Below are 17,422 nucleotides of genomic sequence, written 5' to 3'. Positions count from 1 at the left end.
CGTTCCGGCTCCATGACCGTCGCGGGCGCTCGCCCCGACCGGTTCGGGCCCGTACGGAGCCTCCCTCCGCGTCCGCGGTCCGGGCTCCGCGGGCGACGCCTACGGTCCGGCGGGGACCGACGCGGGCCTGCCCGCGTCGAGGCGGCGGCGCTGGGGGACCACGGTGTACTTCGGGTCCGCGGCCGACGCCCTGCCCGCCTCCAGGAGCCCGAAGCGGGTGCACAGCGCGCCCGCGGTGAGGGCGGCGCCGGACAGGCCGGTCAGGACGCGGCTCCGTCCGGCGACGACGGCGAGCAGCCCTCCTCCGACCGTCAGGGCGCGGGCGAGGCGCATTCTGCGGCCCGCCTTCCCCTGCCGGTACGGCTCGCCGACCAGGCCCAGTCGCCGTTCCATCACCGCGCCCGCGACCGTCTCCACGACCGCCCCCAGCACGGCGGCGGCACGGGCGGGGGCCGCCTGGGCGTGAGGGGTCGCCAGCATGCCCGCGGCGCCGGCGCTGGCCAGCGCGCTCCCCGCGAACAGGAACGGCAGCTCCCTGTGCGCCTCGTGCCAGGCTGGCACGGCGGTGTCCGCCAGGAGGACGGCGGTGTAGGTGGACATGAGCGGCCCCGTGAGCACGGTGGCCATGACGGCGGCGTCGCCCGCGGCGGGCAGGACCGAGGCGACGGCGGGGGCGCGCAGGACGGCGGTGACCGGGGAGGGCGGCAGGACGGGACCGAGCGCGGAGGCCGCGGCGAGCGCGGTCAGCCCGCTGTGGACGGCCAGGAGCCAGGAGCCCATGCTCATCGGGGAGGTCGGCTTGAACACGCGCAGCATGTTGAGGAACCGCTCGGGACGGCCGAGCTCGGCCACCAGGAATCCCGCGCCCGCGGCGGCCCCGAGCGCCGCGGTGACCCTGGCGGTCAGGGCGAGGCGGTCGTTCCCCGCGATCCGGGCGGCGGCGGCCATCGTGGACGCGGTCCCGGACAGACCTCCGAGGTAGAGGTAGACCGGCATGTGCGGCTCGTGCCAGACGGGGGATTTGATGATCGGCTGCCCGTAGTAGGACCGGAACTCGGCCTCGGGGACCATCGCCTCCTCCCCGCGCCTCACCGCCGCCACCCCCGGCCCCTCCCCGCGGTCGCGAAGGACACCGCGACGGCTCCGGCCAGGGACAGCGCGGCGCCCGCCGCCCACCGCCACATCGCGGGCAGGTCCCGGGTCGTGACCACCGGGTCGGGAGGGAGGCCGTACACCTCCGGATCGTCGAGCAGCAGGAAGAACGCCCCGTCCCCGCCCACGCCGTCGTCGGGATCCGCCCCGTAGAGGCGGGCCCGCGCCCTGCCCTCGCCGCGCAGCCGCTCCACCCGCTCCTCGGCCCTGGCCCGCAGCTCGTCCAGCGGCCCGAACTGGATGGAGTCGGTCGGACAGGCCTTGGCACAGGCGGGTTCGAGGCCGCCGAGCTGGCGGTCGTAGCACATCGTGCACTTGAACGCCCTGCCGTCGCGTTCCCGCCGGTCGATCACGCCGTAGGGGCAGGCGGGCACGCAGTACCCGCAGCCGTTGCAGACGTCCGCCTGCACCACGACCGTGCCGAACTCGGTGCGGAACAGCGCGCCGGTCGGGCAGACGTCCAGGCAGGCGGCGTGCGTGCAGTGCTTGCAGACGTCGGACGACATCAGCCAGCCCTCGACGCCCTCCTGCCCGTCAGGCCCGCCTGGTCCGCCTGGTCCGCCCGGCCCGTCAGAGCCGCCCGGAGCGCCCGGACCGCCCAGTTCGCCCAGGACGTCCAGGCCGTCCAGGCCGCCTTCGGGGCCCGCCTGTTCGCGTTCTCGCCGTATCGGCCGCGACTGCTCGATGAAGGCCACGTGACGCCAGCTGTCGGCCCCCAGGGCTCCCGTGTTGTCATAGGAGGTCGCCCTGAAGACGAACCCGTCGTCGGGCACGTCGTTCCATTCCTTGCAGGCCACCTCGCAGGCCTTGCACCCGATGCAGACGCTCGTGTCGGTGAAGAAGCCCATCCGCTCAGCCATCGCGGTACTCCTGGATCAGTTCGAGCAGTGCCCTGCCCGTGGGACGCCTGCCGGGGCGCAGGTCGCAGGTGACGGCCTTGCCCTCCTGGATGTAGACGTTCGGGTCGAGCACGAGGGGCAGCAGGTCGTTGGCGACGTCGCCGGTCACGAGTCCGCCGCCGCCCCAGCCCCAGTGGTACGGCAGGCCGATCTGGTGGACCGTCCTGCCCGCCAGCCGCAGCGGCCGGACGCGATCGGTGACCAGGACACGGGCCTCGATCGCAGTACGGCTCGTCACGATGGTCGCCCAGCCGCCGTTGACCAGCCCGAGCCGCTCGGCGAGCAGCGGCGAGACCTCGCAGAACAGCTCGGGCTGCAGCTCGGCCAGGTAGGCCAGCGGCCTGCTCATGGCCCCCGCCGTGTGGTGCTCGGTGAGCCGGTAGGTCGTGAGCACGTACGGGAAGCGCGGCGACTGCGGCGGGTTGTACGGGGCCTCCTCGCGGTGGTAGATCCGGCGCGCGGGGTTGGCCTGCTGGCCGTACAGGGGGTTGCGCAGCGGCGACTCGTGCGGCTCGTAGTGGGTCGGCAGCGGCCCGTCCGCCAGCCCCGCGGGGGCGAACAGCCAGCCCTTGCCGTCGGCCTGCATGATGAACGGGTCGGTCCCGGCCAGCGCCGCCTCGGCCAGCGCCCCCTCCGGCGGCAGGTAGTCCGGCGGCTTGTCCTTCTCGAAGTCGGGCACGTCGTGCCCGGTCCACTCGCCCCTGTCCGCGTCCCACCAGACGTAGGCCTTGCGTTCGCTCCACGGGCGGCCCTGCGGGTCGGCGGAGGCCCGGTTGTAGAGGGTGCGCCGGTTGGCGGGCCACGCCCAGCCCCATTCGGGCGCGACCCAGCTCTGCTCACGTCCCGGCTTGCGCCTGGCCGCCTGGTTGACCTCGTCGGCGTAGACCCCGCAGTAGATCCAGCAGCCGCACCGGGTCGAGCCGTCGGGTTCGAGCTCGGTGTAGGCCGACAGCGCCCGCCCGTCGGGGCCGGTGCCGTTGATCTCGCGCAGCACGGCCTCGGCCGAGGGCTCCGCGCGCTCGCCCTCCTCCGGGTAGTCCCAGGTCAGCTCGCGCAGCGGGCGGTCGATCTCGTCGTCGGACAGACGAGCCCTGATTCGTTTGCCGAGGTGGTAGTAGAACGACAGTTCGCTGCGGCAGTCGCCGGGCGGGTCGAGCGCCTTGTGCCGCCACTGCAGCAGCCGCTGGGTGTTGGTGAAGGTGCCCTCCTTCTCCACGTGGCTGGCGGCGGGCATGAAGAACACCTCGGTGGCGACGTCCTCGGTGCGCGTCTCCCCGGTCCTCAGCTCGGGGCCGTCCTTCCAGAACGTGGCCGTCTCGACCAGGGTGAGGTCGCGCACCACGAGCCAGTCGAGGTTGGCCAGCCCGAGCCGTTGTGTCCTGCCCCCCGAGGAGCCGACGGCGGGGTTCTCCCCCACCACGAAGTAGCCCTTCACCGTGCCGTCGATCTGCGCCATCACGGTCGTGTAGTGGCCGTGGTCTCCGGTGAGGCGGGGCAGGTGGCCGAAGCAGAAGTCGTTGTCCTCGGTGGCCGCCTCCCCCCACCACGCCTTGAGCAGGCTGACCATGTAGGAGCGCTTCCTGCCCCAGAAACCCGTGTCCGCGCCCGCGTGGGCCAGGTAGTCGTCCAGGTTCTCGTGCCGGTGGGCGTGCGGCATCGGAAGGTAGCCCGGCAGGATGTTGAACAGCGTCGGGATGTCGGTCGAGCCCTGGATGCTGGCGTGGCCGCGCAGCGCCAGGATGCCGCCGCCGGGGCGGCCCATGTTGCCCAGCAGCAGCTGCAGGATCGAGGCCGTACGGATGTACTGCGCGCCGACGGTGTGCTGGGTCCAGCCGACCGCGTAGGCCCACGCGGTGGTGCGCTCGCGCCCCGAGTTGGCCGTGATCGCCTCGGCGAGCTCCGTGAAGCCCTCTCGGGGGATGCCGCACACCTCCTCGACCATCTCGGGGGTGTAACGCGCGAAGTGCCGTTTGAGGATCTGGTAGACGCAGCGCGGGTGACGCAGCGTCGGGTCGGTCAGGGGCCTGGCCTCCGTCTCGGCTCCGCCCGAGCCGTACTGGTCGGCGCCCGCCGCCTCGGCGTGGCGCGCGCCGCCCTCCATCTGCTCGCCTGCCTCGGGTTCGCCCTGTCCCCGCCCGGCGCCGTCCTCCCGTCGCCCGCCGCCCTCGAACTGCTCGCTGCGCTGCCCCGCGGCGGCCTCCTGCCTGCCTCCGGCGTAGGCCCAGCTCGACGGGTCGTACTTACGCGTGTCCGGGTCGAAGCCCGAGAACAGCCCGTCCAGGTCCTCGGTGTCCCTGAAGTCGTCGGAGACGATCGACGAGGCGTTGGTGTAGGCCGTCACGTACTCGCGGAAGTCCAGCTCGTTGGCCAGGACGTGGTTGATCAGCGCGCCGAGCAGGACGATGTCGCTGCCCGCGCGGATCGGCAGGTGCCGGTCGGCGATCGCGCTGGTCCGGGTGAAGCGCGGGTCGACGTGGAACACCTTCGCCCCCCTGGCCTTGGCCTCGACCACCCACTGGAAGCCGACCGGGTGGCATTCGGCCATGTTGGAGCCCTGGATGACGATGCAGTCCGCGTTCGCGAGATCCTGCTGGAAGTCCGTCGCGCCGCCGCGCCCGAAGCTGGTCCCCAGACCGGGGACGGTGGAGGAGTGTCAAATACGCGCCTGGTTCTCCACCTGGATCGCGCCGAGGGCGGTGTAGAGCTTCTTCATCAGGTAGTTCTCTTCGTTGTCCAGCGTCGCCCCGCCCAGGCTCGCGATGCCCATGGTGCGCCGGACGACCTTGCCCCCCTCCTCCTGCTGCCAGGTCTCCCGCCGGGTGCGGACCACCCGGTCGGCGATCATGTCCATCGCGGTCTCGAGGTCGAGGCTCTCCCACTCCGTGCCGTGCGGACGCCGGTAGAGCACCTGGGTCTGCCTGCCGGGGTGGGTGACGAGCTGTTTGCTCGCCGATCCCTTCGGGCACAGCCTGCCGCGCGAGATGGGCGAGTCGGGGTCGCCCTCGATCTGGGTGACGCGGCCGTCCTTGACGTAGACGAGCTGGCCGCATCCGACCGCGCAGTAGGGGCAGACCGACCGGGCGACGCTGTCGGCGTCCTCGGTCCTGGGCCTCAGCGCGTCGGTGCGCGCCGAACGGGCGGCCGAGCCCCTGGCGTTCTCTCCCCTGAGCTGCCGGAGGACCGGCCAGCGGGAGATCCATCCCCCCTGTGCCATGGTGCGGTCCTACCCGGCGATATATGTCCTAATCATCACGAAAACAGGGATATGAAGAGAAAGGGATGTTCGGCAGTCTCCGCTCGACGACGCCTCAACGACGCTTGACGCTGTATATGACCCGCCCCGGCTCACCGCTGCCGTTGAACTCCCACGGCAGCCGCAGAGTCCACATCACCCGGTCGGCGTCGGCCTCGTCGACGACGGGCAGGATCATGGGGGTGCCGCTGAGCTTCCTGCGCAGCGCCCTGTCGTAGACCTTGCCGTCCAGGATGTCGACCTTGCCTCCCGCCGCCTTGACCGCCTCCAGCACCAGGGCACGGGAACGCCGGTAACGCTCGGCCCACCAGCTGCCGGGAACGGGCAGCGGCAGCGGGAAGAACGAGGAGACGGCCTCGTCGACCCAGGCCAGATACCTGATCTCCAGGTCGCTGCCCTGGGGGAGGTCGTCGAGCTCCCGCAGCCTGGTCCACGCCCGTTCCTGGTACTGGCGGCGGGTCCCGACGTCCAGCCGGATCGGGGTCCCCGCGTCCCGCGCCATCTCGTCGAGGCCGTGGTAGATCCTCGGGTCGAGCTCGGCGACGGCGAACATCGTGATGAGGATGTCGTACATCCGCGTCGCCGTCGGGGACCGCCATCGGCCGTCCTCCGGCCTGTCGACGTCGCCGAACCCGGCGAAGCCGATGGCGGGCAGCGGCGGGACGATCCCCTCCCCCGGCGCGCCCGCGAACACCCTCGCGAAGTGCTCGCGCTGGGCTCTGGCGATCTCGTCCGGCAGCCGCAGGCAGGCCACGTGCAGCCCGATCCACAGCCCCTTGGCGGTCGCGGGAGCCTCCATCGGCTCGCCAAGGTAGAGGTGGCTGTCCTGGTAGAGGCGGTCGTACTCGTCCCGCAGCCGCACGACGAGGTCCACGGGCTCGTCCCGCTCGCCGCCCTCCCCGCCGGACGCCTCGTCTCCGAAGCGGTCGGCCGCCTCCCGCCGAGGCCTGCCGAACGCCTCCGGGGCCTTCTCCCCCGCCTCCTCCGAAGGCTGCCGCCGCGCCGCGCCGGGAGCCTGCCCCGGCGTCTCCTCCCCCGAACGGCGGGCACGCGCGTCCTGACCTCCCTGACCGGCGGAGGCCTCGGCTCCGGCACGGGTCTCCGGATGGGTGAGGCCGACCAGCAGGGCGACAAGACCGAGCACGAGACGACTCTCCTCCTCTCCCCGTTCCCGGGGGCCGTCGCGGTGGAGCAGGGAGAGCAGCTGCCCCGCCAGATCACCCAGCGCGATCCACAACGGGACGCGCAGCGGACTAGCCGGGTCGGCGAGCTCGGCCACGACCGCCCGGTGCAGCCCCATGTCCGGCACCCAGCGGACGGCGTCGAACATGCCGGCCAGGTCCCGGCCGCGCAGGTACAGCTCCCTCGGTGTCTGCGCGGCCCGCTGCTCCAACTGTTCGCGCAGCCGGGTGAAGACGGCGCTCAGCAGGCCGCGCAGCGGTCCGGCGAGCGGCGCGGGCCGCCCGTCCAGGCCGAGCAGGGGTTCGAGCAGATCGTCGAGCGTTCGCATGGCGTCGTCCTGTCGAAGGTCAGTGGTCACCGGTGAACGGCTCCCACTCTGGCTTGCCGAACGGGTCACCCGGCTCCATCGCGGCGGTGAACACCGAACCGGGATAGTCGGCCAGGTCGGTGAGCCTGCGGGCGGGCAGGTACCGGGGGTGGCCGACGTTGATCCGTAACCGCCCCAGGTAGTCGAGGGTGACGTGGTAACGCACGTGCGAATCCCTACGGGGCGCGGATCTCCGGAACAGCGGGGAGACGTTGCCGTACGCGTCGACCCAGACGAAGTCCCAGGTCGCCGCGCCGTGCTCCTCGACGGGCGACGGCAGCCAGCCGGGGGCGATCGCGCCCGCGAACACCCTGCCGTCGCCCCCGCTCTCCAGGAGGTCGGAGCGCAGGTGACGCCTGGTGTCCTCGCCCGGAGCCAGGATCGGGAAGAGCTCGACGGTCTCCCTGTCGTCCAGCGCGTCGGGAGTCCTCCTGACGTGAATGGCGGCGGGCAGCCCCGTGACCTCGAGCCGGGTCCCTGAGCGCCCGCCCTCGAGCACCGTCCCGACGTCGCCGGACCCGCCGTCGAGGAGGTAGATCGGGTTGCCCTCCTGGCACAGGTGGATGACCGGTTCGAGCTCCTGGTTGATCTCGATCTGGAAGCGGATCCTCCCCCAGTCGACGTTGGCGCGGGTGAGCCTGTCCTCGTTGCTGTCGAAGGTGAAGCGCCCCCACTCGATGGACTCGCCCCGGTCGCCGCCCAGCTCACGGTGGATCTGGATGTCCTTCTTCATCGACCGCCACGCCGTACGGACCGACAGTCGTCCCGTGCGGTCGGCGATGTCGAGCCGGTCGCCCGCGTTGAGCAGCATCTCCACCCGGGTGTCGGTGTTCTGCAGGGAGAAGTCGCACGGGAGACTCTGGAGCAGGTTGTCCACGGCGATGCCGACGACGTTCTGCCCCGCCCTCAGCCGCCTGCCGCTGTCGTCGTGCTGCTCCGCGGCGGCCTTCCGCCCCGAGCCCGCCCCCTGGCTCTCGATGTCGGCGTACCGGCTGAAGCTGTGGGCCCAGCAGGCCCCGATGGAGGTCGCCTGCTTGGCGTAACGGCGCTCGACGACCAGCCGGGGGGTCGGGCCCGCGCCGACGCCGTCCACGGTCAGCTCGCGCAACCGTCTGGCCACGATGCGCTCGACCAGCGGCATCGTGCTGGTCTTGCCCGACAGGGCGACGATGTCGATGGGCTCGTCCGGCTCTCTGCGGCGCTGAGCGCTGAACGTGGTGAGCGCGATGTCGACCGCGGCCGTGATGACGGGGGTGGCGAGGTGCTCGAACTGCTCGGGCACCAGGGTGACCACGGTGTGCCCGAGCCGGTCGACCAGCGCGGCGGGCGGACGCGACCGGCCGTCGATGTTGTTGAGCACCTCCTGCAGTTTGGTCTTGGGCAGGGTGTACTCCCTGCCCGCGCCCAGGAGCCTCTTGGCCTGCTCCGCCTCCTGCCACAGCCGGAAGAACGCGCGCCCCGGGGCGGCGCGCTCGCCCGCCGCCCCGAGGGCCGGGCTGTGCGTGGGCAGGAGGTCCCGCAGCGCCTCCCAGACCTGTCCCGGCCGGGGGCCGGGGTCGGGGTTGGCGATGAAGGCCGGGGCGATGGGACGCGGGGTTCCGTTGACGTCGACGTGGGACGGCGGCCAGTGACGCAGCCAGGCGTCCTCCTTGTCCGCCGCGCCCAGCGCCATCAGCGCGTCCGCGATCTCCGCCTTCAGCCAGTGGAAGACCCTCAGGGTCAGCAGGTCCCCGCCGAGCTGCGGATGACCGGTCGAGCCGCGGACCTCGGGGCGGATCACGTAGTGGCGGCCGAAGAACTCCTCGGTGACCTCGTGCGCGGGGACCCGCTGGTCCAGCAGGTGCAGGGCGAACAGGGCGACGTCGGTGGTCCCGCCGCCGATGTCGATGACCAGCATGTTCTGCCGCCAGGCCGGGCGGCCCTGCCGCACACGCCTCGAGCGGGCGCGGAACGGCTCGATGCCGGTGTCGGACTCGCCGCCGAAGTCGCGCATGACGAAGAAGAGCGCCGCCGCCACGGCCTCGTCGAACGTCGTGGTCACCTTGGTCATCCTGAGGCTCGACTGTGCCATCTTCTCCAGCGCGCGGCGCCCCGAGGGCGGCAGCGTGGTGGGATAGGTCAGCACGAGGTGCTTCAGCCCGCGGATCCCCCACTCGGCCGACCGCTTCTCGTTGCCGTGCTCGATGGTCTTGTCCACCAGGTCGTTGTAGGCGTGCATCAGCAACATGTCGGTGGTCATGGGACGCCCTCCCTCCACCGGCAGCTCGGGCAGTTCGCGCGGCCTGGAGAACGCCCGCTTGAGCCCGGGATAGCCGCGCACCACACGGTCGGCTCCGTCTCCGAGCACCGCGCGCAGCGGCGATCCCTCGAGCACCTTGATCTCGCTGGAGATCTCGGGCGAGTCGCCGTCGAAGACGACCTGGTACAGGTACAGCGAGCTCAGCGCGGGCGTCCCGAAGGCGTCGGCGTAGCACCTGTCGAGGCTCGTCGCGTACGCCGTGCCGAGCTTCTCGTCCATCTGCGAGATCGCCAGGTCGAGCTCCCTGCAGAGCACGTCCCGGTAGCGGACGGGCGCGACGGGCAGGTAGTGGAACCCGGGGTGGAGCACCTCGACGCCGTCCTCCTTGACGGTGACCTGGACGGAGTCACCGGTGCCGGAGAAGCCGAGCAGCGAGTTGAGCCGGGCGGCGAAGCCCTGCACGATGTCGTGGCGCACCTGCGGCCAGTCGGCTTCGTGCGGCCCTTCGGGACCGTTGAGGAGCAGGCGGTGAAACCCCTCCAGCAGCACCTCGAACTGCTGCTCGTCCATCTCCAGACGCTGCCCGCCGGTCCTGTCGTACAGGGTGACGGTCGAGGAGGAGGTTCCGAAGTCGATCGCCGCGTGCCCGAAGAAGCGTTCGTGCCGTCGCGGCTCGCCGATGGGCTCGACCCGCCGGGCGGCGTCCTTGTTCCCGCCCGCCCCCTGCGCGGGACGCGCGCCGGGCGGCATGAACCGGAGTTCGAGCGAGAACTCCTGGGGAGGCGATCCGGCGGCGCCGAGCCACCAGGCCATCCTGACGACCCGTTCACCGCCGAACCCGAGGGCGGTGACCGGGACGGAGGGGCCCTGGACGAGCAGGTAGCGTCCCGGGACGGGGCGCGGCCGCCAGCCGGGCAGCGCGTACAGCTTGGCGACCTCCGCGGCCACCTCGTCGCCCGGGGGCTGCGGCCCGGGCCCCTGGACGTCCACGGCGTGCGCGACCCCGTCCGGTTCGACGAAGACGTCGGGCAGGCGGTACTCCCCGTTCACCTCGAAGATCACGAAAACGCCGGGGGCGGTCTCCTCGCTCTCCCCGTCCTGGGGCCCGGCGAACAGCAGGCGCACGGTCATCGGGTCTTCCCTCCGGGCTCGTCGCCCCATTCGTCGAGCAGGTCGCGGATCGGCCCCCTCGAAGGGGAGGCGGCGCGTCTGTTCCCCTGTGTCCGCCGTCGCGCGAGACGCCGGATGTTCTCCTCGGCGGGGATGGCGTTGCGGAGCTCCTGCAGCTCCACGCGCAGCTCCCTGCCCAGCCTGACCGCGTCCGCCAGCAGGCGCCGTCGCAGGTAGTGGTTGACCGCGGCGACGATGTCGCCGCGCACCCTGAAGATGTTCATCTGGTGGGTGACGACCCTGATGCCCGCGTCGCCGCCGATGTTCCTGCGCTCGCCGTGCCAGGGCAGCGCGTGCGCGGTCCGCAGCGGAAAACGCTCGGCGACCTGCGCCGCCTCGGCCTCCGACAGGGGTACGGGCACGGGCAGCAGACCGGCGGCGGCCTCGGGAAGCCAGTCCATCGCGGCCAGGCCGAGCAGGTTGTGCCTGCGCGCCTCGCCGCCGTCCCCCGGGTCGAGTTCCGCGAGCAGCCGTTCGAGGGGGGCGCGCGTCCCGGGGTCCCGCAGCCGCTCGCGCACCTGGGCCAGTTCGCGGTGACGCCGCTCCGCCCAGGCCGCGACGGCGTCCAGGTAGATCTCCCTGGCCGTGCCGACGGCGCGGACGCACGTGGGCTGGAACCTGCCGAAGAGCCGTTCCGTGGTGTCCGGCGCGGTGGCGTCGGCCTCCGTGGGCATGGCGCGCGCGATGCCGAACCGCGGTCCGGACGCCGTCTCCCGCGCCTGCCGCCTGGCGAGCGGCGGCCCGATCAGTCCGTCGTCCCTGACCCGCTCCCGGTACTGCTGCCACTCCTTCCAGGTGAACACGTCGTAGGTGGCGCTGGCCCGCGCGAGGTCGAGCACGGCGGTCCCCTCCCCCGGGAGGACGTGCGTGCCGTCGGCCGAGAGGCGCTCGGGGTCCTCCAGCAGCCCCAGGGATCTGACCGTGCGGGAGGTCTCCTCCTCGATCGACCTGAACAGCGCGGTCAGGGAGCCGGTGTCCCCCGCGTCTCCTGAGGCGCCGGGAAGGGAGGGGCGCAGCATCCGGTCGAGCGTGCGCAGGGCGACCAGCAGGTCCGCGGCGACCGGCGCCACCGCCTCGTGCTTGAGGAACACGCCATAGGTCCGCACGTGCCTGTCGAGCATGGCGCGCAGCCCGGCGGCGCCGCCGTCGCGCCCGAACTCCCTGAGCGCCGCGGTGTAGGGATGACCGGGATCGGTCAACGACAGGTCGTCGGCGATCCGCTTCCACCGCTCGGCCTGGGCTCCGGCCGCCCCCAGCGACTTCGTGATCTTGTCGCCCTCCTCGCCCGCCGTGTCGTACGGCAGGCCCCGGGTGGCGATCGTGACGAGCGAGGAGGTGAAGGCGACCCTGTCCTCCCTGCGCCCGTTGAGCGTCGTCGCCATCCTGTGCAGGGAGGACAGGTCGCGGGAGGCCGCGACCAGGTCGGCCACGCCCGTGTGCAGGGAGTCCGGCGGCTGGAGCAGGTCGAAGCAGTTGGCCGCGACCAGGATCGACTCGCTGAGCGCGCCCTTGCTCCTGCGGTTGCGTTCCAGCAGCGAGTAGAACTGCCGGGCGTCGTCGCGCTCGGCCCTGTGCGAGGGCAGCACGATCACGATGGCGTCGATCTCGTCGAGTTCCCTGACGCTGAGGTACTCGTCGCGGACCGCGGTCGCGCCGAGACCCGGCAGGTCGCACAGCTCGGCCGCGGAGCCGTCCCCCGGCAGCGGCCCCGCCCAGTCCCCCTCGGCGACCGCCACCTGGCAGACGACCCTGCGGATCAGGGTGAAGGTGACCCGCAGCGTCGAGGCCGTCAACACGTCACGGGGAGAGACGGGGAATCCCTGCGCGGCGCGCGGGAAGCTTCGCGGCAGGTCCCGGATGTCCTCGATGTCGAGCGCTTCCCTGAGCATGTCCACCTCGACCGGCAGGGCGAGCCCGGAGTGACCGGCCAGCACGAACTCCCCGGCGAGTCTCAGCGCGTCGCGGATCCGGGTCAGCTCCAGGGTGATCCCCAGGAGCCTGGAGTTCTCCATCGCCGCCCAGTCCAGGGTGGTCTCCGCCCACCGGTTCAGGACGTCCCAGCCGTCCCTGACGGGGTTGTAGCCCGCCAGCGCCGAGACGTCCCTGCCGCCTCCGGCCCGCTGGACGGTCCTGACCAGCTCGTCCATGATGTAGCCGACGGCCTCGGCGAGCTCGTCGCGGGTGAGATACTCGATCCTGGCGGAGCGCAGCCTGGTGCCCTCCCCTGACGCGGCCGGCTCGACGCGCAGCACCGTCACGTTCCCCGTGGTCGGCGAGCCCGAGGTCGGCAGCAGCCCCGGCCTGCCGAGTAGCGTGCCGAGCAGCATGGACTTGCCCGCGCTGTACTCCCCGACGATCCCGACGGACACGGGTTTCGCGCAGCGTTCCCTCAGCTTCGCGGCGAGACCCGCGGCCCGGTCGTAGGCCTGCCGTACGGCCGCCGCGTCCGGAACCTCCTCCTGCCCGAGGGCGGTCATCGCCCGGTCCGCGAGCTCGCGGTAACGGCCGATCGCCGCCCGGTGGTCGGTGGTCGGAGAGGAGGCCGATCCGCCGTTCCGGGCGTGGTAATCGGTCAAAGAGACTCCTCAGAGATCCTGGTTGCGATATGTGCGAGTCCCCCGAGTGCCGCGACGGGAACCGTTGCGGATGTCGTCACGCCCACGGTCGTAGTCGGCCCGCGTGCTCAGCCGGTCGAGGTCGTACCTCATGTCGATCCTGGCGATGTGGGCCTCGCGCAGCCGCTGCGTCTCGTATGCCTGGCTGTAGGCCTGCTCTCGCAGCCGTCGCTCGTAGACGGTCGGTCCGCCGAGAAGCTTGACGCCGAGCGGCAGCAGGTCGAGCAGCAGGAGGGTTATCCTCAGCACCCACGGCAGGGCGACGACGATGGGGCTGCCGCTGTTGTCGATGAACTCGTGGAGCGCGGCCTCCTGGGCGACCCAGCCGGTGTTCCTGCTCACCTGGCGGCGTTCGTCCTCCCGCCTCGGGCGTTCGGCTGCCTGGAAGTCCCTGAAGTCCTTGCTCGCCGCGTCGCGGGCCGTGTCGCACCTGCCCTGGGCCTCGACGTACTCCCGCTGGGCCTTGTTGTAGTCGGCCTCCAGCTTGGTGGCTATCGGGCCGAATCCGACGGTGCCGCTGAGACCCTGGCCCTTCTTCCCCAGGGACTCGTCCTGCTTCTTCTTCAGCGCCGCGTCCCGCGTGCGCTCCTTGCTCCTGGCGGTGGCGCAGAGCTCGACACGGTCGTACTTGGCGTCGATCTGCTTGCGCTTGTCCTCGTCCTCGGCCTTGAACTTGGCGTCGATCTGCTCGGTGCGGGCGGTCTTGGTGAAGGCCAGCTGGTCGCGGACCTCCGACTGGAAGATGAGCAGCGTCACCGCCTCCGCGATGATGAAGGAGACGCCCAGGGCGAGGACGCCCCGCATCAGGTAGGTCAGCCAGCCTGGTTTCCTGCTCACGCGCACCGGGTCGAGCAGCCCGCTCTGGTCGGCGCCGGACAGCACCTTGCCGTAGCTGGGCTCGGCGACGATCGACCGGTCGATCCAGAAGATGAGGATGCCCCAGATCACCGCGAACGGGACGATCCCTGGAGAGAACCCCCCGTTGATGACCGAGGCGAAGACCGCGAACATCGTCGTGGCGATGAGCGAGACCAGGCAGACGAAGATGCCGGTCGTCGAGTAGCGGTACAGCTCGCTACGGTTCGGGATGAGTGCGGGGTCCGCGCCCGCGCACCACAGGAAGGGGCGGGAGACGAACGGCACCCGGTAGCTCTTGACGGCGTCGAACTCGGCGTCGTCCCGGGCCGGGGTGCGCGCCTCCGCCGGCTCCGGCCGGGGCTCCCGCCTGAACCTGAGCCTGTCCCGCAGCCCGTACAGGGCGTCGGTGAACGGCTCGTACAGCGCGCCCGGCCCGCGGGGGCGTTCCCGTCCGGCGTCCCGGCCGTCGTCGGGCTCGACGTGGGGCCCGACGAACTCGCGGGTCTCGTCACGAACGGTTTCGTCACGAACGGTTTCGTCACGAACGGTTTCGTCACGGACGGTGTGGTAGGCGGCCGTCGGGTCGTTGGCGGTCCAGTCGGTGTGGTACGCGCCCGGGTCGCCGCCGGAAGGCGACGCGGTGGAGCCGTTGCCCGAGACGGCCGAACGGCCGGAACCGTCCTCCCCGTCCCGGGGCCCGTCCTGGGACCGCCTGTCCCGGGGCTGCCTGAAGGAGCGGGTACGGCCGGCGTCGTCGTCCCTCGTCCCGGCGGCCCCCTCGTCCGGCGGAGCCGTCGTGTCGGAGCCGTTCCCGGGGAACCTCAGGCCGTCAGTGACGCCCCCCTCGTAGGGACGGGTTCCATCGGGGCCGCCGGTGACGACGCTCTCGTAGGGGCGGGTCCCGTTGGGACCGCCGGGCGGCACGGACCCGCCGCCCCACGCTTCCTGCTCACGCGACGACGCGGCGCCGTTCCGCGGAGGCGGGGACCAGGTGAAGTCACTTTCGGGCGCGGCGTAATCACGGAACTGGTTGTCTTCCGTCATCGACTCAGCAGCACCTCGGTCCGACGCCGCCGCGTGTCTCATTCAACGTCGTGATCTCCGGCATCCTTCTCCCGATCGGCTCCGTCGAGCACCGCCCCGCGACCGGCTTCCGCCCCAGGACCTCCGAGACCCCCGCCCGCGCCCCACGAGCTGCGGGCCCCCACGGCCCTCGAGAGGCGTCTGTGCTGGAACGATGCAATATGCCCACCGATCGAATGCATATATATGAGGGTTTGTCTTTCGATCCGTGGTTAGTCTAAGCGAGGGATCCCGGCGGCGCGCTCCAGAACACGCCCCAGAAAACTTTTTATCGAAAGCCGCAAACCGCTCTTTTCCGGCACTCTACTACTTAGCGGACAGGAGTGCGCGGAGGGCCGTCCCGACGAGGAACACCCTGCCCGCACGGCCGACGACCACTCCCGCGCCCGTCGGCCCCGAGGACCCGACGGGCGCCTCACCCCTTTGTTATTTCCCAGAAAAATACACAACATCACAATTCGCGAGAAATGGCCTTATAGGGTACCCGCTTGCGATGACGCGAGGGCGGACGCGCACAGGATTCATCGCGCCTGAAGCGCCAATTGCCTTTACAATGTAGATTGTTTCAATCCTCTTCGAGGACGGACGGGAATCGCCGGGAGCACCGCGTGTCGCTCCCCGCCGCCGCCGGGACGCCTGACGGGCCGACGAGCCCGCCGATGGCCGGGCCGCACGGCCAGGCCGGTCGAAAGACCCGGCCGGTGAGGACTTACGGCCCTTCGCGGGTGACCGCGGAACGACTGGAATGACAGGGACGCGACGGGCCGGGCCCGCCCCGCGGATTAGGCGCGGACGGCGGGGGGAGGCACGGAAGTGACCGGGAGCGGAGAGGGACCCCGGCCTCCTCGTCGAGGACGGCCCGTCCCCTTTCCCGCTTCCGCTGGAGACCGCGATTCCTCAGGAGACTTCGATGGCAGAACGCATGACGGCCCCCGGCGACCTGGGCCGCCGGGTGGCGGACCGGCGCGAGAGGCTGGGCCTGAGCCGCGAGCAGCTCGCGGCTCAGGCGGACATCGACCCCGGCTACCTCGGATACCTGGAGGAGACCCCCGCCTCCCCGACCGCGGAGACGGTCAGACGTCTGGCCGCGGCCCTGGGGACCGGGGTCGACGAACTGCTCGGCGGGCTGGTCGACCTGCCGCCGGGACGCGGCCTTCCCGGCGCCCACCCCCACCTCGAGAAGCTGGACGCCGACGAGTGCCTGCGGCTCGTCTCCCCGGGCGGCGTCGGCAGGGTGGCCTTCGACGAGCCGGGCGGACCGGCGATCCTGCCCGTCAACTACGTGGTGCGGGACGGTGCGGTGATCTTCCGTACCTCCTTCGGCGGCCCGCTGGACGAGAACCTGCGCACCGGCGTCCGGGGCGTCGAGTTCAAGATCGCGTTCGAGGTCGACAGGATCGACGAGGTCAACCGCGAGGGCTGGAGCGTGCTGGTGCGCGGCGGCGCCCACCACGTCACAGCGGACGAGCGCGCCTCGGCCGTCGCCTCGGGCGTCCTGCCGTGGGCGGGCGGCGAGCGCGACCTGTACATCAGGATCGTCGCCGTGGAGATCACCGGACGGCGGATCAGGAACGCACCGTGAACCTCGGGGAGATGGACGCCTGGGTGGTGGCCCGCCCGGGGCCGGTGGCCTCGCGTCCCCTCGAGCGGGTCCGGCTCCCGGTCCCCGCCCCCGGCCCCGGCGAGGTGCTGATCGAGGTCGAGGCGTGCGCCGTCTGCCGGACCGACCTCCACCTCGCCGAGGGCGACCTGCCCCCCAGACGCCCGAGAACCGTGCCGGGTCACGAAGCCGTCGGGCGGGTGGTGGCACGCGGCCAGGACGCGGTACGGCTCGAACCCGGCGCCCGTGTCGGCGTGGCCTGGCTCCGCTCGACCTGCGGGCGCTGCCGTCACTGCCTCAGGGGCGCGGAGAACCTCTGCCCCCTGTCGGCCTACACCGGCTGGGACGCCGACGGCGGCTACGCCGGCTACCTCACCGCCCGCGAGGAGTACGTCTATCCGGTTCCCGAGGAGACGCCCGCGGAGAGGCTGGCCCCGCTGCTGTGCGCCGGGATCATCGGATACCGCGCCCTGCTCCGCTGCGACCTGCCCCCGGGCGGCCGCCTCGGCGTCTACGGCTTCGGCGCGTCGGCCCACCTGACCGCCCAGCTCGCCGTCGCCCAGGGCGCGGCCGTGCACGTCATGACCCGCTCCGCCCGGGCACGCGAGCTGGCCATGAGGCTCGGGGCGTCCTCCGCGCAGGACGCGGCGGACGCGCCTCCGGAGCCGCTGGACGCCTCGATCCTGTTCGCGCCCGTCGGAGAGCTGGTGCCGGTCGCGCTGGAGGCCCTGGACCGGGGCGGCACCCTCGCCGTCGCGGGCATCCACCTCAGCGACATCCCGGTGCTGAACTACCGGCGTCACCTGTTCCAGGAGCGGACGCTGCGCAGCGTCACCGCCAACACCCGCGCCGACGGCCGGGCGTACCTCGACCAGGCCTCGGCCCACCCGCCGGAGGTCACGACGGTCGCCTACCCCTTCGACGCGGCGGACCAGGCGCTGAGCGACCTGGCCGCCGACCGCGTCGAAGGGGCCGCCGTGCTTGTCAGGTGATCCCGCCCCCGG

General features: G+C 72.0%; 9 protein-coding genes. 2 read left to right on the top strand and 7 right to left on the bottom strand.

The features are described from left to right. Positions 1 to 99: 99 nt before the first annotated feature. The 7 genes from nrfD to PKF00_RS27440 all read right to left on the bottom strand — a co-directional run bounded on the left by nrfD (position 100) and on the right by PKF00_RS27440 (position 14,779). Entirely contained in the window at positions 100 to 1,092 is a 993-nt protein-coding gene (nrfD, locus tag PKF00_RS27470) for an NrfD/PsrC family molybdoenzyme membrane anchor subunit (protein WP_271220543.1), read from the bottom strand. Then, positions 1,089 to 2,012, bottom strand: coding sequence for a 4Fe-4S dicluster domain-containing protein (locus PKF00_RS27465; RefSeq protein ID WP_271220542.1), 924 nt, complete (start codon positions 2,010 to 2,012; stop codon positions 1,089 to 1,091). The genes nrfD and PKF00_RS27465 overlap by 4 nt, the downstream gene beginning before the upstream one ends. Then, the gene (gene fdh, locus PKF00_RS27460) at positions 2,005 to 5,265 is read right to left on the bottom strand and encodes a formate dehydrogenase (protein ID WP_271220541.1); all 3,261 of its coding nucleotides are present in this window, start codon (positions 5,263 to 5,265) and stop codon (positions 2,005 to 2,007) included. Before fdh ends, PKF00_RS27465 begins: the two co-directional genes overlap by 8 nt. 94 nt (positions 5,266 to 5,359) lie before the next feature. Beyond that, complete coding sequence (locus tag PKF00_RS27455) at positions 5,360 to 6,814, bottom strand: hypothetical protein (protein WP_271220540.1); 1,455 nt, start codon at positions 6,812 to 6,814, stop codon at positions 5,360 to 5,362. A gap of 19 nt (positions 6,815 to 6,833) precedes the next feature. After that, positions 6,834 to 10,223, bottom strand: coding sequence for an acetate and sugar kinases/Hsc70/actin family protein (locus PKF00_RS27450; protein WP_271220539.1), 3,390 nt, complete (start codon positions 10,221 to 10,223; stop codon positions 6,834 to 6,836). Further along, positions 10,220 to 12,838 carry a P-loop NTPase family protein gene (locus PKF00_RS27445; protein WP_271220538.1) on the bottom strand — a complete coding sequence of 873 codons (2,619 nt, stop codon included), beginning with the start codon at positions 12,836 to 12,838 and terminating at the stop codon, positions 10,220 to 10,222. Before PKF00_RS27445 ends, PKF00_RS27450 begins: the two co-directional genes overlap by 4 nt. Before the next feature lie 9 nt (positions 12,839 to 12,847). Further along, a complete protein-coding gene (locus PKF00_RS27440) occupies positions 12,848 to 14,779 on the bottom strand; it encodes a DUF4407 domain-containing protein (RefSeq protein ID WP_271220537.1) in 1,932 nt (643 codons plus the stop codon). A 949-nt stretch (positions 14,780 to 15,728) separates the two neighbouring features. Here PKF00_RS27440 and PKF00_RS27435 point away from each other — a divergent pair. Both PKF00_RS27435 and PKF00_RS27430 read left to right on the top strand, forming a co-directional pair. Further along, a complete protein-coding gene (locus PKF00_RS27435) occupies positions 15,729 to 16,400 on the top strand; it encodes a pyridoxamine 5'-phosphate oxidase family protein (protein ID WP_271220536.1) in 672 nt (223 codons plus the stop codon). Then, on the top strand, positions 16,397 to 17,410 hold the full coding sequence (locus tag PKF00_RS27430; RefSeq protein ID WP_369011188.1) for a zinc-dependent alcohol dehydrogenase family protein: 1,014 nt from the start codon (positions 16,397 to 16,399) through the stop codon (positions 17,408 to 17,410). The genes PKF00_RS27435 and PKF00_RS27430 overlap by 4 nt, the downstream gene beginning before the upstream one ends. Positions 17,411 to 17,422: the final 12 nt, after the last annotated feature.

It is taken from the genome of Streptosporangium carneum (genome assembly GCF_027922005.1).
Lineage (GTDB): Bacteria > Actinomycetota > Actinomycetes > Streptosporangiales > Streptosporangiaceae > Streptosporangium > Streptosporangium carneum.
The sequence above is the reverse complement of the archived record's forward strand: the minus strand, read 5'-3'. Positions and strand labels throughout refer to the sequence as shown.